This is a genomic window from Acinetobacter sp. YH16052 (genome assembly GCF_013417155.1).
Taxonomy (GTDB): Bacteria; Pseudomonadota; Gammaproteobacteria; order Pseudomonadales; family Moraxellaceae; genus Acinetobacter.
Window position 1 is genome coordinate 30,346 of the sequence record NZ_VPEO01000002.1, and the last position, 21,151, is coordinate 51,496.

Below are 21,151 nucleotides of genomic sequence, written 5' to 3' on the forward strand. Positions count from 1 at the left end.
TGATTACCCTTGAATTTGTTCTACTGAAAGACCACGTTTCGCAGCAACCTTTTCAGGAGTAGTCATATCACGCAAACCATTGAAAGTTGCGTTTACTACGTTAGCAGCGTTAGTAGAACCACGGCATTTAGTCAACACGTTACGTACGCCTACAGCTTCTAGAACTGCACGCATAGCGCCACCAGCAATTACACCTGTACCTTCAGAGGCAGGCTGCATGAATACGCGGCTAGCGCCGTGACGTGCATGAATTGGGTGCTGTAACGTACCATCAACAAGGTCAACAGTAATCATATTGCGACGAGCAGCTTCAAGTGCTTTAGAGATAGCAGCTGGAACTTCACGTGCTTTACCACGACCAAAACCTACGCGACCATTACCATCACCCACAACAGTTAATGCTGTGAAAGAGAAGATACGACCACCCTTAACAACTTTGGCTACACGATCAACGGCAACCAGCTTTTCAACAAGACCTTCGTTTTGTTCAACTTTAGCCATGATTAGAACTCCAAGCCGTTTTCACGAGCAGCATCAGCCAAGGCTTTGATACGACCATGATATTTAAAACCAGAACGGTCAAATGCAACTTTAGTAACACCAGCTGCTTTAGCGCGTTCTGCGATTAAAGCACCTACTTTTTGAGCTGCTTCAACGTTACCAGTTGTACCCGCACGTAGAGTAGCGTCTAAAGTAGAAGCTTGCGCTAATACTTTGCCACCATCTGCAGAGATAACTTGAGCATAGATGTGACGCGGAGTGCGGTTTACACACAAACGAGTCGCACCCAATGCACGGATGTGCAAGCGTGTGCTTTTCGCACGACGCAAACGGGATTGTTTCTTTTCGTTCATAAGAACCTCGCGCCTTATTTCTTCTTAGCTTCTTTACGAAGTACAACTTCGTCAGAATAACGAACACCTTTGCCTTTATATGGCTCTGGTGGACGGTAACCACGGATATCTGCAGCAACCTGTCCTAAAGCTGCTTTATCAGCAGATTTAAGAATGATTTCAGTTGCAGTTGGAGTTTCAGCAGTTACACCTGCAGGAAGTGCATAATCGATCGGGTGAGAGAAACCAAGGTTAAGATGAACAACGTCACCTTTAACCGCAGCTTTATAACCAACACCGATAAGCTGTAACTTACGTTCGAAACCTTCGCTAACACCTTTTACAAGGTTGTTAAGCACAGCGCGAGCAGTACCAGCTTGCATCCAAGCGTCTTTCGACTCTTGTACTGGAGCAATAGCTAGAATACCGTCTTCCTGTTTAAGCTCGACCAGCGCATGCAGGTTGAAAGACAATGTACCTTTAGTGCCTTTCACTTCGACCTGCCGGCCGTTCTGAGTAACTGTTACACCGTTAGGTACAGTTACTGGGGCTTTAGCCACACGAGACATGAGGAATCACCTATTAAGAAACAAAAGCAATAACTTCACCACCAACGCCTGCAGCACGTGCAGCGCGATCAGTCATGATGCCTTTGCTTGTAGAAACAATTGCAATACCTAAACCTTGCTTAACGCTAGGAAGTGCATCTTTACCGCGATACTGACGTAGACCTGGACGGCTTACGCGCTTCACAGTTTCGATAACTGGTTTGCCTTCGAAATACTTTAAAGTCAAAGTAAGAGTTGGTTTGCCTTCAGCATCCGCAACTTCTACGTTTGAAATATAACCTTCTTGTTGAAGTAAGTTAGCAATTGCTACTTTCAACTTAGAATTAGGCATAGAAACAGTTTGTTTCTTTGCCATTTGTGCGTTACGAACACGTGTTAGCATGTCGGCAACGGTATCTTGCATACTCATCTATAGTGCTCCTTACCAGCTTGCCTTAACAACGCCAGGTACATCACCTTGCATTACTGTTTCACGTAATTTGTTACGGCTTAAACCGAACTTACGGAAGTAACCATGAGGACGACCAGTTAAACCACAACGGTTACGTAGACGTACTGGAGATGCATTACGTGGTAATGCTTGTAATTTCATCATCGCTTCGAAACGTTCTTCGTCTGATGCATTTACGTTTGCAATAACAGCTTTTAATTCAGCACGTTTTGCAGCGTATTTAGCAACAGTAGCTTCGCGTTTCAATTCGCGATTAATCATACCTTTCTTAGCCATATCGACCTCTTATTTGAACGGGAAGCCGAATGCACGCATAAGCGCACGGCCTTCGTCATCGGTGCGAGCAGTCGTAGTAATGGTAATATCCATACCACGAATACGATCAATCTTGTCAAAATCGATTTCAGGGAACATGATTTGTTCCTTAAGACCCATTGAGTAGTTACCACGACCGTCGAATGATTTCGCAGAGAAACCACGGAAGTCACGGATACGAGGGATCGCAATCGAGATCAAACGGTCCAAGAATTCGTACATACGTTCGCCGCGTAAAGTAACTTTACAACCGATCGGCCAACCATCACGGATTTTAAAACCAGCGATTGATTTACGAGCTAACGTAAGTACTGGTTTTTGACCAGCGATAGCTTGCATATCTGAAAGAGCACCATCAAGGAGTTTTTTGTCAGCAGCAGCTGCGCCAACACCCATGTTGATCGTGATTTTAGTGATGCGAGGAATCTCCATCACATTCTTAACGCCCAATACTTCTTGTAATTGAGCTTTAAGTTCGTCGTTGTAACGTGTTTTAAGTCTGGCCATGGCCTATATCAACCTATTACTTCGCTACCGCCACTGATTCACCATTTGATTTGAATACGCGAGTTTTCACGCCATCAATCACTTGGTAACCAACACGGTCAGCCTTTTGGGTTGTAGCATTAAAAACTGCCACGTTTGAAATATGAAGCGAAGCTTCCTGAGTTACAACGCTACCTTCAGCGCCTGTAGCACGGTTTGGCTTCTGATGCTTCTTCACCAAGTTAAGGCCTTCAACCTTAACACGGTCATTAGAAACAGACAGAACAGTACCCTGTTTGCCTTTTTCTTTACCTGCGATCACAATTACTTGATCGCCTTTTTTAATCTTAGCCATGATCGCCTCTTATAGAACTTCAGGAGCCAATGAAATAATTTTCATGAACTGTTCAGTACGAAGTTCACGAGTCACTGGTCCGAAAATACGAGTTGCAATCGGCGCTTTGTTGTTGTTCAAAATAACAGCAGCGTTATCGTCGAAACGAATCACTGAACCGTCTGCACGACGGATACCGAATTTTGTACGAACCACAACCGCATTCATCACGTCACCTTTTTTAACACGTGCGCGTGGAATTGCTTCTTTTACAGTAACTTTAATAATGTCGCCAACAGAAGCATAACGACGATGCGAGCCACCAAGTACTTTAATACATTGTACGCGGCGTGCACCACTGTTGTCTGCTACGTCGAGCATAGTTTCGGTCTGAATCATTGCCCTACTCCAAAACCGAGCAACACCGGTCGAAATTTCGAAAGGCTCAAAGAGTACTCGAAATTGACCGATGATGCAACAAGAACGTTAATTACTCAGCAGCTGCTTCAACAACTTCAACTAGAGTCCAAGACTTAGTTTTAGAAATTGGGCGGCTTTCTTTAATGGTTACAACATCACCAGCTTTCGCTGTGTTGTTCTCATCATGAGCATGTAATTTTGTTGAACGGCGGATTAATTTGCCATACAACGGGTGTTGAACTTGGCGTTCAATAAGAACAACGATAGATTTATCCATCTTGTCGCTTACAACTTTGCCAGTTAACGTGCGGACTGTTTTATCACTCATTGTCCGTTCCCCTGTTTTTCGGTAAGGAGGGTCTTAATACGAGCAATAGTCTGACGAGTAAGTGCAACTTCATGCGATTTACCCAATTGACCAGTTGCTTTCGCCATACGAAGACGGAATTGGTTAAGCTGTTGCTCATCAAGCAAAGCTGTCAACTCTTCTACCGACTTTTCACGTAGATCTTTAGTTTTCATTACATTACCGTCCGAGTCACGATAGCGGTTTTAAACGGAAGCTTAGCTGCTGCAAGCGTAAACGCTTCGCGAGCCAATTCTTCGTTAACACCATCAATTTCGTACAAGACTTTACCTGGTTTGATTTGGCAAACCCAATATTCCACAGAACCTTTACCTTTACCCATACGCACTTCAAGAGGCTTAGAAGTAATCGGCTTGTCCGGGAATACACGGATAAAGATCTTACCACCACGCTTAATACGACGGCTAATTGTACGACGCGCTGCTTCAATTTGACGCGCAGTCATTTGACCACGTTCAACTGATTTAAGTGCAATAGTACCGAAAGATACTGTGCTACCGCGGTGTGCTAGACCAGTGTTACGGCCTTTCTGCACTTTACGGAATTTAGTACGCTTAGGTTGCAACATGGATTATTCTCCTTTTTCAGCAGAACGATCATTGCGACGACCACGACGCTCTTGACCTTCACCACGACCACGACCGCGTTTAGCTGGACGCTCTTCTGCTGGAGCTGGGTTCATGACTTGTTTCATGCCGCCCAAGATCTCACCACGGAAGATCCAAACTTTAACACCGATCGTACCGTAAGTAGTCTCAGCACGCATAGTCGCATAGTCGATATCTGCACGAAGCGTATGTAGAGGTACACGACCTTCACGATACCACTCAGTACGAGCAATCTCAGCACCACCTAAACGGCCTGAAACTTCTACTTTGATACCTTTAGCACCAGCACGCATTGTGTTTTGTACCGCACGCTTCATAGCACGACGGAACATTACACGTTTTTCTAATTGAGAAGCGATAGCTTCAGCAACTAGACGCGCGTCTAAGTCTGGACGATCAATTTCATTGATACTTACTTGCGCAGGAACACCCATGATAGATGTCAATTCGCGTTGTAGTTTCTCAATATCTTCGCCTTTTTTACCGATTACGATACCTGGACGAGCAGTGCTAATAGTTACTTTAGCAGCGCCTGTAGGGCGTTCGATAAGAATGTTGCTGATCATCGCGTTTTTAAGTTTTTTGATCAAAAACTCACGAACTTGAAGATCTTTAAGCAAGTATTCAGCGTATTGTTTCGGATTCGCATACCAGTTAGCGTTATGACGTTTCACAACACCTAGGCGGATACCGATTGGATGAACCTTCTGACCCATATCAAACCCCTACCTTAACGGTGATGTGACAAGTACGCTTAGTAATACGATCTGCACGGCCTTTAGCACGTGGCATAATACGTTTCAGGCTCATGCCTTCATCAACGTAGATCGTAGAAACTTTAAGGTCGTCTACATCTAAACTGTTATTGTGTTCAGCGTTTGCAATCGCAGATTCCAACGCTTTCTTAACTAGAACTGCAGCTTTTTTGTTGCTGAAGTTAAGGATGTTAAGAGCGTGCGCAACAGATTTGCCGCGGATAAGATCTGCAACCAAACGAGCTTTTTGTGCCGAGATAGCGGCACCGCGTAATTTAGCAGTTACTTCCATCATAGCACCCATTAACGTTTAGATTTCTTGTCAACACCGTGACCGCGATAGGTACGAGTTGGTGCAAATTCACCAAGCTTGTGACCAACCATGTGCTCAGAAACGATCACAGGAACGTGGTTACGGCCATTGTGTACAGAAATTGTTAAACCAACAAAATCCGGGAGGATCATCGAACGACGCGACCAAGTTTTGATCGGCTTACGGTTATTAGCCGCGATAGCCGCTTCAACCTTAGCGAACAAGTGCGCATCGACGAATGGGCCTTTTTTCAGAGAACGAGGCATTGTCAGATTCCTTTACTTGTTACTTAACGCGACGGTCGCGAATAATCATCTTAGTCGTACGCTTATTGGTACGTGTCTTGTACCCTTTAGCTTTTTGACCCCATGGGCTTACAGGTTGAATACCTTTGTTACGCCCTTCACCACCACCATGTGGATGGTCAACTGGGTTCATCGCCATACCACGAACGGTAGGACGAACACCACGCCAGCGTGATGCACCAGCTTTACCTAGTGAACGAAGGTTGCTTTCTGAGTTAGATACTTCACCTAACACAGCACGGCATTCAACGTGAATTTTACGCATCTCGCCTGAACGCAGACGAACGATAGCGTAAGAACCGTCACGACCCAACAGCTGAACTGAAGTACCAGCTGAACGAGCTAACTGCGCGCCTTTACCGATTTTAAGTTCGATGTTGTGAAGAGTAGAACCGATAGGCATGTTGCGAAGCGGCAAGCAGTTACCTGGACGAATTGGAGCATCGTTACCAGACTGTACTTTATCGCCAGCGCGAAGGCCTTTAGGAGCGATGATATAACGACGCTCACCGTCAGCATACAATACAAGTGCAATGTGTGCAGTACGGTTAGGATCGTATTCGATACGCTCTACAGTTGCAGGAATACCATCTTTGTTACGTTTAAAGTCAACTAGACGGTAGTGCTGCTTGTGACCGCCACCAACGTGACGAGTCGTGATGTGACCGTTGTTATTACGGCCGCCAGTACGTTTTTTAGCTTCAACCAACGGAGAGTATGGTGCGCCTTTGTGAAGGTGATCATGAACCACTTTCTCTACAAAGCGACGTCCTGGAGACGTTGGCTTACATTTTTGAATAGGCATAATTCTCGTCCTTATTCCGCTGTGCTTTCAGCGGTATCGCCCAAGTCAGCCATTTCAACATCTTGGCCAGCTTTCAGGGTGACGTATGCTTTTTTAACATCAGAACGACGTCCTAATGTTTTACCAAAGCGTTTAGACTTACCTTTAGTGATAGTCGTGTTAACTTTAACAACTTCCACACCAAAGAGTTGTTCCACTGCTTTTTTGATTTCAAGCTTGTTTGCATTTAATGCAACTTTAAACACTTGAACACCAGCAGTTTCACCTAAAACTTGTGCTTTTTCTGAGAATACAGGTCCTTGCAGGACTTGATAGATACGTTCGTTGTTCATCCGAGTTCTACCTCAATTTTCTTAGCAGCAGCTACAGACATAACAACTTTGTCGAACGCAATCAAGCTAACCGGATCGATTGCAGCAGCATCAACCACATCAACGTGTGGAATGTTGCGCGCAGCAAGATACAGGTTCTCATCAACAGCATCAGTAACGATCAATGCGCGAGTCGCATTCAAGTCGTTAAGTTTTGCAAGCAATTCTTTAGTTTTTGGAGCTGCAACAGCAAACTCTTCAACTAAAACTAGGCGATCTTGACGAACAAGTTCAGCTAGGATGCATTGCATAGCACCGCGGTACATTTTACGGTTTACTTTTTGAGACCAGTCTTGTGGACGAGCAGCAAAAGTTTTACCACCGCCAACCCAGATTGGGCTACGAATAGAACCAGCACGAGCGCGGCCAGTACCTTTTTGACGGAATGGCTTGCGACCACCGCCAGAAACGTCTGCACGTGATTTCTGAGCTTTTGAACCTTGACGGCCACCAGCTAAATAAGCTGTAACCACTTGGTGAACAAGAGCTTCATTAAATTCACGACCGAACGCAACTTCTGATAATTCAACAGCAGAGCCGGAAACAGTATTTAAATTCACGTTATTTCCCCTCAGGCCTTGATCGTAGGACGAACGATTACGTCGCCACCAGTAGCACCAGGAACCGCGCCTTTAACAACTAGAACTGAACGTTCTGTGTCGATAGCAACGATCTCAAGACCCTGTGTAGTTACGCGTTCAGCACCTAAATGGCCAGCCATTTTTTTGCCTTTGAATACGCGACCAGGAGTCTGGTTTTGACCAGTAGAACCTAAAACACGGTGAGAAACTGAGTTACCGTGAGTTGCATCTTGCGTACGGAAGTTCCAACGCTTAACACCACCTTGGAAACCTTTACCTTTAGATTGACCAGTTACGTCAACAACTTGACCAACTTGGAACAATTCAACGGTAAGCGTACCACCAACTTCACGACCTTCAAGATCAGCTTCTGTAGCACGGAATTCTTGAACTAGACGACCAGCTGCAACACCCGCTTTCGCGAAGTGGCCTTTCTGAGCGTTAGTTACGCGAGATTCGCGACGTTCACCAGTAGTGATTTGAATCGCTTGATAACCATCAGTTTCAAGCGTTTTGATTTGAGTGATGCGGTTAGGATCAACCTCAATCACTGTAACAGGCACAGAAACACCAGCATCTGTAAAGATACGTGTCATACCGCACTTGCGACCGACTAAACCAATAGCCATGTGCATAAACCTCTAAAAAAGCGGCCTAATTAACTTAGAGTGTTAATTAACCCGAAAGCCTTAACCCAATGCGATCTGAACATCAACACCAGCTGCAAGATCTAACTTCATCAATGCATCTACAGTTTTGTCTGTAGGTTGAACGATGTCGATCAAACGCTTGTAAGTACGGATTTCGTACTGGTCACGCGCGTCTTTGTTTACGTGTGGTGATGTTAAAACGTTAAAACGTTCAATGCGTGTTGGCATTGGAATTGGACCACACACTTGTGCACCAGTACGTTTTGCGGTTTCTACGATTTCTTGAGCTGATTGATCAATCAGGCGATGATCAAAAGACTTAAGACGGATACGAATTCTCTGGTTAGACATACCAGTAAACTCCAAGCCAAATATATAAAGAATCACTCTTGACGCATCTCACCCCACTTTATATGGGCAAGTGTCAAGAGCAGTGAAATATCACTAAGGTCATGATCGATGCCACGACTGTAACGATAGTTAACTACTTTATTCGCAGTTAACCCCCTTCCTATTGAAGGGTCGCTTATTATAGCCATTGTTTAATGCATAAGCAAATCTCTTTTATGGTTTTATCCAAGTTTTCAATTTATGACTTAAAACAATAGTTTATTGTTTAAATATTAGGCAGTTTTTGCCAAAACATATTCTATAGCACGATTTAACATCTGATTTCCTTCAATAAATTTTTGCTTCGTAGTTTTTTTTAATTCAAATAAATTTTGCACATATTTTCCTGAAAATTGCGCAAGCTCTTCTTCATTTTCCAAAAACAATGCCAGGGTTTCCGGCGTGATTTCAGGATGAAACTGGAAGCCCAATACATTTCTGCCCAACTGGTACATCTGATTACGACAGGCTTCATTTTCTGCCAGATGGACTGCACCTTTGGGCAATTCAAATGTTTCATTGTGCCATTGCAGAATATTAAACTGCTCCGGCAGGCTAAAACACGTCTCTGGTAGATTCGCCACTCTGTGCACCGTGGTCCACCCCAATTCTTGTTCTGGATTGCGACTAACACCTGCACCCAAAGCATTTGCAATCAACTGCCCACCCAGACACAGGCCAATTGCCGGTTTACCATGCGAAAGATAGCGACGCAACCAGCGTTTTTCTATTTTTAACCAAGGGAAATTCGCTTCATCATTCACACTCATGGTACCACCCATAATGATCAGCAAATCCACCTCTTCCACTGCAGGCAGCGCCTCGATCTCCAAAGGTCGATCGACGGGTAAAGCAAAAAATTCAGTCGCTGTAATGTGCGCCTGATGCTGCTTTAAAAATTCATAACAACTACCAAAACCTTCACCAGCAATATGCTGAAAATAATGCACTTTTAAATGCGATTTCATGCTCCTCAACCTATTTTTTTTAGCTATATAGATTTAGGTTTTGCAAAAATGAAGCCAACTTTTTATAAGACTTGTTGTTTTTAAACAATTCACAACGTAACTGGCAGTGAGTCACAGATTCTCTTAAGCTAGAGTAATATTTGATTACATTTGAGCGCATTCACGTGAAACAAGACTCTCAAACTCGCCTGATTCATGCACCACGAAAGGCTCCTCAAGCGATTTCTACCATTCAGCCTCCCCTCTATCGTGCATCGACCATTATCTTTAACAATACCGATGCCCTGTTTAATCGCCATTGGACCGATGACTATGACTATAGTTATGGCACGCATGGCACGCCTACAACCTTTACGCTGGGCGATAACATCGCCCAGCTCGAAGGTGGCTTGTATCACCTGCTCGCACCGAGTGGTTTATCCGCGATTAATCTCGTGAATTCTTGCTTTTTAAGCCAAGGCGATGAAGTTTGGGTGGCTGACAATATCTATGGTCCAAACATGGAGCATTTACGCAATCTGGAAAAGCGTTATGGAATTACGGTTAAGGTCTACAATCCCATAGAGCTTGATACGTTTCAGCCTACAGATAAAGCCAAACTGATCTGGCTCGAGGCTGCTGGCTCAGTCACTCTGGAATTCCCGGATCTGGCTGGTTTGGTGAAAAAAGCCCAGGCACATCATATTCTGACGGCACTGGATAATACCTGGGGCGCAGGTCTGGCTTTTGATGCCTTTGATTTTAGTGAAGAGCATTTAAGTGTAGATATGACGGTACATGCACTGACCAAATATCCAAGCGGCGGTGGTGATATCCTGATGGGCTCAGTGGTTACGCGAGATAAGACCCTGCATCACAAACTGTTCCGTGCGCATGCCATTCAGGGCATTAGTGTTTCTGGTGATGATGTGGCACAGATACAACGCAGTCTGGCTTCGATGCAACTGCGATATCAACATCAATCCAACAGTGCGCTTACATTAATGACATGGCTTAAACAGCAAACCGAGTTTGTGCAAGTACTTCATCCTTCAGATCCGGACAGTGCAGGCCATCAGTACTGGAAAGAAATTTGCAAGCAAGGTGATAGTGCCGGCCTGGTCAGCGTGATCTTTGACAGCACATACGTAATGCAGGATATCCGGAATTTCTGTGATAGCTTAAAACTGTTTAAGCTTGGCTTTAGTTGGGGTGGCCCTGTCAGTCTGGTCATGCTATATAACTTAAAAGACATGCGTGTGCTGGAACATTCACACTTAAAAGACGGCTTGCTGGTTCGTTTCTGTATTGGACTGGAATATCCGGAAGATTTGATTCAAGATATTCAGCATGCACTAGAACAAATGAAAAAACTTAAAAACGAATAATAAATAACAGGAAAAGCTATGGGTAGACCAATTGTTATTGCTAAAAAAACTGCGGATACCACACAGGATATTGTGCTGCATTCCCAACTTGCCAATCGACATGGCTTGATTGCAGGTGCCACTGGTACCGGAAAGACTGTGACTTTAAAAGTATTGGCGGAGAGCTTTTCTCGAATTGGTGTACCTGTATTCCTCGCCGATGCCAAAGGCGATGTGTCCAGCCTGGCCAAAGCAGGTGAAAGCAGCCCCAAGTTTGATGAACGGATTAAAAGTCTCAATATCGAGTCCATTCCTTTTGCAGCCTCACCAGTGGTGTTTTGGGATTTATTTGGCGAACAGGGTTATCCGATTCGCACTACCATTTCTGAAATTGGCCCGCTGCTGCTGGCGCAAATACTGAATCTGAATGACACCCAGGAAGGCGTTTTATCTGCCGTGTTTCGGATTGCCGATGATCAGGGTTTATTGCTGATCGACTTTAAAGATCTGAAAGCGATGCTGAGTTATGTCTCTGAGCATGCGGCTGACTTTAAAGCTGAATATGGCAATCTTTCACCCGCCAGTCTCGGTGCGATTCAACGTAATTTGTTAGCACTGGCTGACCAAGGCGGTGACCAGTTTTTTGGCGAGCCGGCGCTGGATCTGATGGACTTTTTGCAGACGGATAGTCAAGGACGTGGCAATATCAATTTGTTGGCGGCTGACAAGCTGATGAATACGCCTAAGCTATATGCCACGTTCTTACTCTGGATGCTCTCCGAGCTGTTTGAACAGCTTCCCGAAGTCGGCGATCTGGACAAACCTAAACTGGTGTTTTTCTTTGATGAAGCCCATCTCTTATTTGATAATGCCAGCCCTGCCCTGCAAGAAAAAATTGAGCAGGTGGTGCGTCTAATTCGCTCGAAAGGTGTAGGGATTTATTTTGTCACGCAAAATCCGTTGGACTTACCTGAAAGTGTCTTAGGCCAGCTCGGCAATCGGGTTCAACATGCTTTGCGGGCTTTCACTCCCAAAGATCAAAAAGCAGTGAAAACCGCAGCAGAGACTTTTCGAGCCAATCCTGAATTTAAAGTCGATCAGGTGATTACCGAACTTGCTGTCGGTGAAGCCCTAATTAGCTGCCTGGATGAAAAAGGCATTCCGCAAATAGTAGAGCGTGGCTGGGTCATGCCGCCGCATTCATCCTTTACACCGATCTCGCTTGAAGAACGCAAGGCTCTCATGCAGCAAAGTATTGTCGCCGGTATTTATGAGCAGCCAGTCGATCGGGATAGCGCCCATGAAATGCTGCAAAACAAGGTCGCAGAACGCCAGCAACAGGCTCAGGCCGCCGAACTTGCCAAACAGCAAAGCAAGGAACAGGAAGCTCTTGCCAAGCAGCAAATTAAAGAACAGGAACGTCTGGCACGAGAACAGCAAAAAGAAGCTGAACGCGCAGCCAAGCAACGAGAAAAACTGACTCAGGATATTGTCGGCACCTTTGCCAAAAGTGCTGCCCGTAGCCTGGGCGGGAGTACTGGGCAGAAAATTGTGCGCGGCTTACTGGGTTCGCTGTTTGGCCGCAAATAATCCCCCTCCTTTTCCGATCATCATCACACTTTTTATGGGATATTTTTATATCCCGTAATTTTTTTATGGTTTTATGACTATGCGCTATTGTAAAGCCATTTTAAAAGATGTAATTTAAATACATCTTTTAAAAAACACCTGTAGACGGCTCTCATGACTCCACAACATATTGAACTTGTACAAGCGACTGTTCCTGTTTTACGTGAAAACGGCGTAGCACTTACCACGTATTTCTATAACCGCATGCTGAAAAACCATCCAGAGTTGAAAAACACCTTCAACATGGATCATCAAAGTACTGGCCGTCAACCACGTGCCTTGGCTGCCGCAGTACTTGCCTATGCCGAAAACATTACCAATCCGGGCGTTTTGACCAAAGCCATCGAACGCATTACCACTAAACATGTCAGCCTGGATATTCAACCGGATCAATATGCGATTGTCGGTGAGAATCTGTTGCACTCGATCAGCGAAGTTTTAGATGTACCCATGGACTCAGACCTGATTGCAGCCTGGAAAGAAGCGTATATGCAACTGGCAGATATTTTGATTGGTGTGGAAAAATCTAAATATGCCACTCTAGCTTCTGAAAATGGTGGCTGGGCGGGCTGGCGCGAATTTGAAGTAGCAGCAGTCAATGATACCGACGCAGGTAAAATCTTTACACTTAAAGCTAAAGATGGTGCAGCGATTGCAAGTGCTGAAGCCGGTGAACATATTTCAGTACGTGTACAGGTGCCTGAACAGCACATTCGTCAACCACAACAGTTTAGCTTTGATCAGGCTCAAAACGAGCAATATCAAATTACTGTGAAAGCGGAAGAAAATCCAACCGCATTCTCGGTTGCACAGACACTGATCGACCACTACAAAGTTGGTGATGTAGTTGAAGTGTCTGCCCCGCTCAAGCTTTAATTGCAAAAACGGTTTAGACTAGCATCAGATTCTGATTAAAAGCTCCATTCGTGGAGCTTTTAACATTCAATTCTTTCATTTTCTAGCTGTTGACGTTATGCAACTCAATAAATTCACTGACTATGCGCTTCGGATCCTGATGTATGTCGCACAGCCACGTGATCTCCCTTATACCATTGCAGAACTTGCCGAGCGCTTGCAGGTTTCACAAAATCATGCTATGAAAATCGTGCATTTTATGGCGAAACAGGACTGGCTGATCACCACACGTGGTAAAGGTGGTGGCATACGTTTAAATCCGGCAAGCCTGAACCTCCAGCTGGGACAGATTGTGCGGATTCTACAACGCGACAGCAATGTAGTGGAATGCAATAGCCCACCCTGCGTATTACGTCCGACCTGTGGTTTAAAAGGCATTTTAGATGATGCAGTGGAACAGTTTTATAGCAGTCTGGATCAATATGTAGTTAAAGATGTGATTACGCCACGAAATGCGCGTTTCAGTACAAATTCTCCGATCGGCCTGATTAATCTTTAAAGTCTTCCGGGTCATGTCTTGTGACTTATTCTTGCGGCAAAGTTCGCTTGCCTGTGCGACTTCCTTTATAATGTTTCATTGTAGATCATTTATTGAAGTTGAGTTATGCACCACAGCAGAGGAAAATCCAAAAACAGTAAGACAGCCCATGCGCCTAAGCAAAAAATCAGCTACGAGAAAAAAGTTGATTCTGCCATTACTGAATATTCTGTGCGCGCACTCAACTGGCTACGCAAAGCCGAATTTTTAATGAGTGCACCCAAACTCAGTCTTTGTGTAGAAGATACAGGCTATGAAATTGCTTTTGCCGGCCGCTCGAATGCGGGTAAGTCTAGTGCGATTAATGCCCTGACCAACCAGAAACAGTTGGCACGTGCATCGAAAAAACCTGGCCGTACCCAGATGATCAACTTTTTCAGCCTGGGTAATCCGGATCAGCGTCTGGTCGACTTACCCGGTTATGGTTATGCGGCTGTGCCTGAAAAAATGAAACTGGTCTGGCAAAAAGAACTGGAAAATTACCTGATTCACCGTCAAAGCTTGCAAGGCCTGGTATTGTTGATGGATATCCGTCATCCCCTGCAACACTTTGATGTAATGATGCTGGAATGGGCTTATTCCCGCCAGTTGTTCGTACATGTGTTATTGACCAAATCTGACAAACTAAACCGTGGTCCTGCATCCAAAGCCTTGCAGGAAGTCAAAGCGGCATTGAAAAAGATGAAGCTGGATTTCTCGATTCAACTGTTTTCCTCCATGAACAAACAAGGTTTAGAAGAACTGGCCAGCGTCATGGGTGGCCGTTTGAACTTTACCTTAGATCAAGCATCTGAATATGATCTGGACAGCATTCCGGAAGCATCGGCTCATGATTTGAATGAATCTGATGAACCGCTTGAAGAGCTCGAGCTTAGTGAAACTGATTCTGAGCATGCTGAAGTATCGACTCATGATTTAAATGAAGCTGAAGAACCGCTGGAATTGCTTGAGCAGGATCAATCCGAGCTTAAAGCGGCAGATGAGCTAAATCAGAATAAGCGTTCAGCGGATTAAGACCATGTCACCTAAATGATCTGTGATCATTCTTGATTTATTAAAACTCAACGTACAAATAAAAAAGCAGGTCAAATACCTGCTTTTTTTTATTTTTTTAAATGTTTTAGCTATCTGTAGCTTGAAGATCGGGTTCACGCGTATGCCGGTCCACCACCACGCTGATCATCATATCTCCCTGAACATTCACCACTGTACGTACGGTATCCAGTAAACGGTCGATCGGTAAAAGAATGGCAATCGCCTCGGCAGGTAAACCAACCGATTGCAAGACCATAATCATGGTCACCATACCGGCACTCGGAATTCCCGGTGCACCTAAGGATGCAATCATCGCAGTTGCACAGACCACCAGTTGCTGCCCCAGACTCAGATCCAGCCCCATTAAATTGGCAATAAATAATGCTGCTGCCGCTTCATACAGCGCAGTACCATCCATATTCAACTGTGTACCAAGTGGAATCACAAAACCTGCCGTATGCGGACGCACACCCAGATTTTCCTGCGCACATTTCATTGACAGGGGCATGGTCGCCGAACTGGAACTGGTAGCAAAGGCTGTAATCAAGGCAGCACGTGTACCTTTAAAGAAGGTAACCGGATTCATCTTGCCGAAAATCCATAGCAATAAAGGCAAGACCACGATGCCATGAAAAATTGTCGTGCCGGTAACCACCGCAGCAAATTCAGCCAGACGGCTGAGAACTGAAACATCTTCAGTGGCAATTAATTTGGCCAATAAGGCAAAAATACCCAGCGGTGCCAGTTTCATCACCCAGCCAATCATTAACATCATGATCTCGAAAAACTGGTGACTCAGCTTGCGTACAGTACGGAATTTATCTCCCCCTGCGACCAGTGCTACACCAACAAATAGCGCAAAGACTACCACCGCCAAGACATTGCCATCGGCAAAGGCTTTAAACGGATTGATCAGGGTATTTTGAATAAAGTTGGTAAAGAAAGAAGATGGCGTGAGCGTGTCCGGTGTTTGATGTTGCGCCATGGCATCCTGGAACATCAGTACATCGACACCCTTACCGACATCAAACAGATGCGCACACGCCAGACCTAAAATGAGTGCCAAAGTAGTGGTAGTCACACAACACATCAGAGTAATTTTCCAGGTTCGGCTCAGTTGCCCACCCGCCTGCAGATTGGATACGCCGACCACAATCGAGCTAAAAATCAGCGGCACTAACAGCATTTTTAATAAGCCAATAAAAATGCTGCTGACGATACCGATGCCATATAAGCTGATATCAAAAAATGGGGTTTGTGGAAATATCGTCAGTAGAAATCCAAACAGCACCCCCAATACGGCGGCAATTAAAATTTGCGTATTTAAGCTCATCTTTTCATGCATTTTTAATATTGATCTTAAGCCGCACTATGCCATGCAGTGTCTATAGAATCGAGTAATATTTTATAAACGCATGGTTGAAGCATGACATCAAATGGCTATTTTCATCCAGCTTAAAAACAAAAAACCGAATCTGAGATTCGGCTTTTTGAGAAAGAAAAAAATTACTGTGTTTCGATTTCACGTAAGCGGATCAGACCTTCTTGAGAGGTACTGCAGACCAGCTCGCCATTTTGCCACATCCGGCCAAAATTTAGACCGCGTGAACTGGCACTTTGGGTAGCATCCATATCGTAAAGCATCCATTCATCTGCACGGAACGGTTTATGGAAGTACATGGCATGGTCAATACTGGCACATTGTAAACTTGGCGAGATATAGCTCAGACCATGTGGACGAAGCGCCGTGGTCATCAAGGTAAAGTCGGAATAGAAAGCAGCAATGGCCTGATGCAAAGAGATCTGATCAACTTCTGCAGCAATACGGTCATGCGTACGGATATAGTGCGCATAAGACGGTGCTTCAGGTTGAGGCTGGAATGGATTTTGCGGATTGACCGGGCGAATTTCCACATGACGATCACGGGTGAAAGACGCACGGACATTTTCCGGAATAAACTCGATCATTTGTTTGATCAGTTCTGCTTCATTTTTCAGGCTTCCTGCTGGCGGATATTCAGGCTCTGAAATCTGATAATTCAAACCTTCTTCCGGCTCTGCAAAAGACACCATACACATGAAAATAGTCCGGCCATGCTGAATTGCACGAACCTGGCGACTGATAAAGCTTTTACCGTCACGGATCCGTTCTACTTCATAAATAATGGGTGCATTGACATCACCACCAAACAGGAAATAGGCATGTAATGAATGCGCCGGACGGTCTGTAGTATAAGAGGCTGCGCGGAGTGCCTGCCCCAAAACCTGACCGCCAAATACGCGCTTGCCTACCAGATTCCGGCTGATTCCCCGGAAAATGTTTTCTTCTAACTTTTCTAAGCTGAGCAGCTCGACCAGTTCCTGTGTTAAGGCATTCATAAGCAACCTACGTAATATTGGAGATATCCCAAAATGGAAAAACAGATCTAAATAACGAATCTGGAATATTCTGCCACAAAATCAGAACGAAACTCTAAAGTTTGCATGACTGTTCTGTCATACTGATGTCATAAGTGACTAGGAAAAGCACCTGCTTTCACGCTAAAATTGAAGCACTTCTGCTGAAGTTGTTAAAAAAAGATATATGGTTTCGCTTTAGAAACCAGCAAAATAAATCCCCCTCAGAAGTCCTGTGGTTCTGGTCAGTAAAATTAGGAGTAGCTATGTCCAAGAATGGCTTTGGTCAAATGTATCGCAAGCTTTCAAGTAAGTTACTTGATCTTGTGGTTACCCCTCATGTTCTTGGGGAAGTACCAAGTGAAGTGACAGCGCCTGAATCTGATCAGACTGCAACAGACTCGCGAAAGCTGGTCTGCTACGTTTTACAGAACCATTCGCGCAGTAATGCACTGGTGGTCGATGCAGAAACGCGCCGCTTAAAACTGCCGGCTGCACTTGATCCAATGCAACTCGGGAACAACAAGGAAAAAGCATCGCTACTGTTTTTACAGCATCATGATGAAAACAACCTGCTGAGTTCACCGCCACATGCGTTTCCACCGCGCCTGTTACGCTTGATTGAAATCCTGGAGCAACATCCTGAGCTGGATGTCGAACTGGTACCGGTGACCGTGCTTTGGGGACGCGAACCGGAAAAAGAAGATTCCTGGTTTAAACTGCTGTTTACCGATACCTGGTCTACACCAAGCCGGGTCAAGCAACTGGTCAATATCGGCCTGCATGGTCGTCAGTCTTATTTAGAGTTTCATGAGCCACAGTCGTTACGTGCCATGATTGACTATGCCAAAGAAACGCATCCAAATTCAGCGCCGGCGACTTATATTGTCAGCACTTTAAATGATTATCTGGATGGTCAGCGCGAAGTGATTCTTGGACCGGATCTGTCTGACCGTCGCAATGTCATGCACGGTCTGATCAAATCACCCGATGTACAGGCAGCGATTCGCAATGACAGTATTCGTAGCAAAATCTCGATGCTGGAATCTGAACGTCGTGCCATCGGTTATCTGAACGAAATCGTTTCCGATTATTCTCATTCTACTGTACGTTTTGCCGATAAAGCGCTGACCCGCTTATGGACCCAGCTTTATGACGGCGTAGAAGTCCATAATTTCAGTACCGTGCGTGAATTGGCCAAGGATTATGAAATTGTCTATACCCCATGTCACCGCAGTCACATTGACTATTTATTATTGTCTTATGTGATCTATCGCCGTGGCTTGATGGTGCCGTATATTGCTGCGGGCGATAACCTCAATATGCCTTTTGTCGGTCAGATTTTACGTGGTGGTGGCGCTTTCTTTATTCGCCGTACTTTCCGCGGCAACGCGCTCTATACTACGGTGTTTAAAGAATATCTGTATAGCGTCCTGTCACGTAATACCCCGCTAGAATATTTTATTGAAGGGGGCCGTTCACGTACCGGTCGTTTGCTACCGCCAAAAACCGGGATGCTGGCAATGACCGTGCATGGTCATTTACGTGGCAAGTCCAAACCGATTGTATTTGTACCGACCTATATCGGCTATGAACGCCTAATGGAAGGTGGTACCTATGTCGGTGAGATGAGTGGTAAGCCAAAAGAAGCCGAGTCTATTTTTGGTATTTTGAAAACCCTGCGCAAGATTGAACGTATTTTTGGCAAGGTGCACCTGAACTTTGGTAAACCGGTATTTCTGGATGATATCCTGAAACAGCATGGTGCAGAAAATATCAAGATCGAAAAGAACGATGATCCGGTTCCACAAGCGGTTTCTGACGCGGTGAATAGCTCTGCACAGGCTATTCTGGAAAATATTAACAGTGCAGTCGTGATCAATCCGGTATCGTTATTATCTTTAATCTTGCTGGCCACGCCAAAACATACGCTGGATGAAGAAATCTGTATCAAACAGCTGGATACCTATCGCACCTTGCTCACCGCCCTGCCTTATGATGAACGCATGCAGGTTACACCGCTGTCAGGCAAAGAAATAATTGCCTATGCAATGAAGCTGAAACTGATCAAACGGGTGAAGCATGTACTGGGAGATATTATTGCGATTGAGGATAATCAGGCGGTTCTGCTAACTTACTTCCGTAATAATATTGTGCATACTTTTATATTGCCATCCCTGATTGCAGCCCTGACTGAACATAACGGCACCATCCGCCGTCATGATGTGATCAATATCAGCAGCACCCTATATCCGTTCCTCAAAGCTGAGCTATTTTTAAAATGGCATGAAGATGAGATTCAAAATCAGGTCAATGCCCATATTGATAGCTTAATTGCCTCGAAACTGATCACGCAAGATGGCGAAAACCTGATTGCACCTGCACCGAATACGGAAGCGCATCATCAGCTCGAAGTTCTGGCTGCACCTGTGACTCAAAGTCTGGAACGTTATTACATGACTTTGGCACTGATTACCCAGCGTGGTTCTGGCAATATCTCGACCCGTCAGGTTGAAGAGCTCAGTTATCTGGTCGGTCAGCGCCTGTCTGTGCTGTACGAGTTCAACTCGCCAGAGTTCTTCGATAAAGCCTTATTCCAAAGCTTTATTAAGGTATTAACCCAAAAAGGTTATCTATGTACCAATGAAGACAATGCGATTGTTTTTGATGAACAGCTGACCAATGTGGCGCAGTATGCAGATTTGGTACTGGATGAAGTGAAGTTGCAGATGCTGCATCACATCACCGACTTTACGGATGAAGAGTTGAAAGAAGCTTTGGATGCAGTTGCGGCTGAACAAGCCAAGAAACGCGCGAAGCGGAAAAAGAAGTAAGGCTTTTTATTCCCTCTCCTTTCAGGAGAGGGCTAGGGAGAGGTAATTTCAAAAAGCCCTCCTCCTAACCTCCTCCCAGAGGGAGGAAGAACTTCAATCTACTGGATTTATTTTTTCATTAACTCCAAATAATCCTCATAACAATCTGGATGCTCTAACTCAAATCCCATTTTCTGCATTCGAGTCGCATAAAGTTTCTTACCTGTCACCTGCTCGCTTTCTACTTGCAGCAAAGGAAGTCCCATCTGTTGTTGGAACCATTGCAATATTTCATGCATTAATTTTGGCCGGTTATCAGTCACAATATAAGACCTTTCAGGATGTTCCACGTGAATCATATGTGATAAGAAACGTGATAAATCTTCAATATGAATCCGGTTGGACCAGTGCAGATTAGGATAACTCGTCATCGAGGCGGCCATTTTCTGCAGGCGTATTACTGAAGTACCGTAAATGCCGCTCGGACGAATGATGGTAGATTGCTCAGGATAAGCAGTGAAATAAGCCTGCTCCATCTGCTGCAAGATTTTGCCCTGAGTATCATTCGGGTGAATTTCAGTTTCGTCATCTACGATTTCACCGGAATTTTGCCCATACCCTCGTGTCGATGACACCACCATAATCCGCTTCACCGGATGCTGTTTCAAGGCAGCCACAATAGGTTGAACCGAATCCAGATAAGTCTGCTGATAGCCTTCGACCGTACTTTGTTTTGGACTAAGTAATACATAGACCCAGTCAATCGGAGGAACTGCTGTTAAATCCAGTTGATGCACATCCTGAATCAGATGAGTTGCGAATGAATCTGTTTTGGGACTCTGGCTAATTGTGCTAATTTGATGACCTTGCTCAAATAGTTGTTTAGCCACACGTCGGGATGTTTTACCATAACCGATAAATAAAATATGCATTGAGCACCGAATCACAAATCTGGTT

General features: G+C 44.8%; 28 protein-coding genes and 1 pseudogene. 6 read left to right on the forward strand and 23 right to left on the reverse strand.

Going from position 1 to position 21,151, the window contains the following annotated elements; all coding sequences use genetic code 11:
* Nucleotides 1-3 precede the first annotated feature (3 nt).
* From rpsE to FTV42_RS01655, 20 genes are all read right to left on the reverse strand, one after another.
* Entirely contained in the window at nt 4-501 is a 498-nt protein-coding gene (gene rpsE, locus FTV42_RS01560; RefSeq protein WP_004281496.1) for a 30S ribosomal protein S5, read from the reverse strand.
* Between the two features lie 2 nt (nt 502-503).
* A complete protein-coding gene (gene rplR / locus FTV42_RS01565; RefSeq protein WP_004281497.1) occupies nt 504-854 on the reverse strand; it encodes a 50S ribosomal protein L18 in 351 nt (116 codons plus the stop codon).
* Nucleotides 855-868: 14 nt separating this feature from the next.
* Complete coding sequence (gene rplF, locus FTV42_RS01570) at nt 869-1,402, reverse strand: 50S ribosomal protein L6 (RefSeq protein ID WP_004645059.1); 534 nt, start codon at nt 1,400-1,402, stop codon at nt 869-871.
* Between the two features lie 13 nt (nt 1,403-1,415).
* Nucleotides 1,416-1,811 carry a 30S ribosomal protein S8 gene (rpsH, locus tag FTV42_RS01575; protein WP_004281499.1) on the reverse strand — a complete coding sequence of 132 codons (396 nt, stop codon included), beginning with the start codon at nt 1,809-1,811 and terminating at the stop codon, nt 1,416-1,418.
* 12 nt (nt 1,812-1,823) lie between these two features.
* Nucleotides 1,824-2,129, reverse strand: coding sequence for a 30S ribosomal protein S14 (gene rpsN, locus FTV42_RS01580; protein WP_004732275.1), 306 nt, complete (start codon nt 2,127-2,129; stop codon nt 1,824-1,826).
* 9 nt (nt 2,130-2,138) lie between these two features.
* Nucleotides 2,139-2,675: a 50S ribosomal protein L5 gene (rplE, locus tag FTV42_RS01585; protein ID WP_004645057.1), complete on the reverse strand. Its 537-nt coding sequence runs from the start codon at nt 2,673-2,675 to the stop codon at nt 2,139-2,141.
* Nucleotides 2,676-2,691: 16 nt separating this feature from the next.
* Nucleotides 2,692-3,009 carry a 50S ribosomal protein L24 gene (gene rplX, locus FTV42_RS01590; protein ID WP_004281502.1) on the reverse strand — a complete coding sequence of 106 codons (318 nt, stop codon included), beginning with the start codon at nt 3,007-3,009 and terminating at the stop codon, nt 2,692-2,694.
* A gap of 9 nt (nt 3,010-3,018) precedes the next feature.
* Nucleotides 3,019-3,387: a 50S ribosomal protein L14 gene (gene rplN / locus FTV42_RS01595; RefSeq protein ID WP_004281503.1), complete on the reverse strand. Its 369-nt coding sequence runs from the start codon at nt 3,385-3,387 to the stop codon at nt 3,019-3,021.
* Between the two features lie 91 nt (nt 3,388-3,478).
* Nucleotides 3,479-3,736, reverse strand: coding sequence for a 30S ribosomal protein S17 (rpsQ, locus tag FTV42_RS01600; RefSeq protein WP_004281504.1), 258 nt, complete (start codon nt 3,734-3,736; stop codon nt 3,479-3,481).
* Entirely contained in the window at nt 3,733-3,930 is a 198-nt protein-coding gene (rpmC, locus tag FTV42_RS01605; protein ID WP_004281505.1) for a 50S ribosomal protein L29, read from the reverse strand. The genes rpsQ and rpmC overlap by 4 nt, the downstream gene beginning before the upstream one ends.
* Complete coding sequence (gene rplP / locus FTV42_RS01610; protein WP_004281506.1) at nt 3,930-4,343, reverse strand: 50S ribosomal protein L16; 414 nt, start codon at nt 4,341-4,343, stop codon at nt 3,930-3,932. Before rplP ends, rpmC begins: the two co-directional genes overlap by 1 nt.
* Nucleotides 4,344-4,346: 3 nt before the next feature.
* On the reverse strand, nt 4,347-5,099 hold the full coding sequence (gene rpsC / locus FTV42_RS01615) for a 30S ribosomal protein S3 (protein ID WP_004281507.1): 753 nt from the start codon (nt 5,097-5,099) through the stop codon (nt 4,347-4,349).
* Nucleotide 5,100: 1 nt separating this feature from the next.
* Entirely contained in the window at nt 5,101-5,430 is a 330-nt protein-coding gene (gene rplV, locus FTV42_RS01620; RefSeq protein ID WP_001982638.1) for a 50S ribosomal protein L22, read from the reverse strand.
* Nucleotides 5,431-5,441: 11 nt separating this feature from the next.
* On the reverse strand, nt 5,442-5,717 hold the full coding sequence (rpsS, locus tag FTV42_RS01625) for a 30S ribosomal protein S19 (protein WP_004281508.1): 276 nt from the start codon (nt 5,715-5,717) through the stop codon (nt 5,442-5,444).
* Between the two features lie 19 nt (nt 5,718-5,736).
* Entirely contained in the window at nt 5,737-6,561 is an 825-nt protein-coding gene (gene rplB / locus FTV42_RS01630; protein WP_004281509.1) for a 50S ribosomal protein L2, read from the reverse strand.
* A gap of 11 nt (nt 6,562-6,572) precedes the next feature.
* Nucleotides 6,573-6,893, reverse strand: coding sequence for a 50S ribosomal protein L23 (gene rplW, locus FTV42_RS01635; RefSeq protein ID WP_004281510.1), 321 nt, complete (start codon nt 6,891-6,893; stop codon nt 6,573-6,575).
* Complete coding sequence (gene rplD / locus FTV42_RS01640) at nt 6,890-7,492, reverse strand: 50S ribosomal protein L4 (protein WP_004281511.1); 603 nt, start codon at nt 7,490-7,492, stop codon at nt 6,890-6,892. The genes rplW and rplD overlap by 4 nt, the downstream gene beginning before the upstream one ends.
* Before the next feature lie 11 nt (nt 7,493-7,503).
* Complete coding sequence (rplC, locus tag FTV42_RS01645) at nt 7,504-8,142, reverse strand: 50S ribosomal protein L3 (protein ID WP_004645054.1); 639 nt, start codon at nt 8,140-8,142, stop codon at nt 7,504-7,506.
* 60 nt (nt 8,143-8,202) lie between these two features.
* Nucleotides 8,203-8,514: a 30S ribosomal protein S10 gene (gene rpsJ, locus FTV42_RS01650; protein WP_000070912.1), complete on the reverse strand. Its 312-nt coding sequence runs from the start codon at nt 8,512-8,514 to the stop codon at nt 8,203-8,205.
* Nucleotides 8,515-8,786: 272 nt separating this feature from the next.
* On the reverse strand, nt 8,787-9,521 hold the full coding sequence (locus FTV42_RS01655) for a type 1 glutamine amidotransferase (RefSeq protein ID WP_005108602.1): 735 nt from the start codon (nt 9,519-9,521) through the stop codon (nt 8,787-8,789).
* A gap of 164 nt (nt 9,522-9,685) precedes the next feature.
* On the opposite strand from FTV42_RS01655, the gene FTV42_RS01660 reads away from it, so the two are divergent.
* From FTV42_RS01660 to yihA, 5 genes and pseudogenes are all read left to right on the forward strand, one after another.
* Entirely contained in the window at nt 9,686-10,888 is a 1,203-nt protein-coding gene (locus FTV42_RS01660; RefSeq protein WP_180037193.1) for a PLP-dependent transferase, read from the forward strand.
* An 18-nt stretch (nt 10,889-10,906) separates the two neighbouring features.
* The gene (locus FTV42_RS01665; RefSeq protein WP_180037194.1) at nt 10,907-12,457 is read left to right on the forward strand and encodes a helicase HerA-like domain-containing protein; all 1,551 of its coding nucleotides are present in this window, start codon (nt 10,907-10,909) and stop codon (nt 12,455-12,457) included.
* Between the two features lie 153 nt (nt 12,458-12,610).
* On the forward strand, nt 12,611-13,372 hold the full coding sequence (locus FTV42_RS01670; protein ID WP_180037195.1) for a globin domain-containing protein: 762 nt from the start codon (nt 12,611-12,613) through the stop codon (nt 13,370-13,372).
* A 97-nt stretch (nt 13,373-13,469) separates the two neighbouring features.
* The gene (locus FTV42_RS01675) at nt 13,470-13,910 is read left to right on the forward strand and encodes an Rrf2 family transcriptional regulator (protein WP_180037196.1); all 441 of its coding nucleotides are present in this window, start codon (nt 13,470-13,472) and stop codon (nt 13,908-13,910) included.
* A gap of 105 nt (nt 13,911-14,015) precedes the next feature.
* Nucleotides 14,016-14,792, forward strand: a pseudogene (gene yihA, locus FTV42_RS01680) (ribosome biogenesis GTP-binding protein YihA/YsxC); the annotation flags it as partial.
* Nucleotides 14,793-15,069: 277 nt separating this feature from the next.
* Here the strand turns inward: yihA and FTV42_RS01685 are convergent.
* Entirely contained in the window at nt 15,070-16,317 is a 1,248-nt protein-coding gene (locus FTV42_RS01685; RefSeq protein WP_257223370.1) for a dicarboxylate/amino acid:cation symporter, read from the reverse strand.
* Between the two features lie 173 nt (nt 16,318-16,490).
* Nucleotides 16,491-17,363, reverse strand: coding sequence for an acyl-CoA thioesterase II (locus FTV42_RS01690; RefSeq protein WP_180037198.1), 873 nt, complete (start codon nt 17,361-17,363; stop codon nt 16,491-16,493).
* A gap of 284 nt (nt 17,364-17,647) precedes the next feature.
* On the opposite strand from FTV42_RS01690, the gene plsB reads away from it, so the two are divergent.
* Nucleotides 17,648-20,215: a glycerol-3-phosphate 1-O-acyltransferase PlsB gene (gene plsB / locus FTV42_RS01695; protein ID WP_180037199.1), complete on the forward strand. Its 2,568-nt coding sequence runs from the start codon at nt 17,648-17,650 to the stop codon at nt 20,213-20,215.
* A gap of 107 nt (nt 20,216-20,322) precedes the next feature.
* On the opposite strand, the gene FTV42_RS01700 is transcribed toward plsB, so the two are convergent.
* Complete coding sequence (locus FTV42_RS01700; RefSeq protein ID WP_180037200.1) at nt 20,323-21,126, reverse strand: NAD(P)H-binding protein; 804 nt, start codon at nt 21,124-21,126, stop codon at nt 20,323-20,325.
* Between the last annotated feature and the right edge of the window lie 25 nt (nt 21,127-21,151).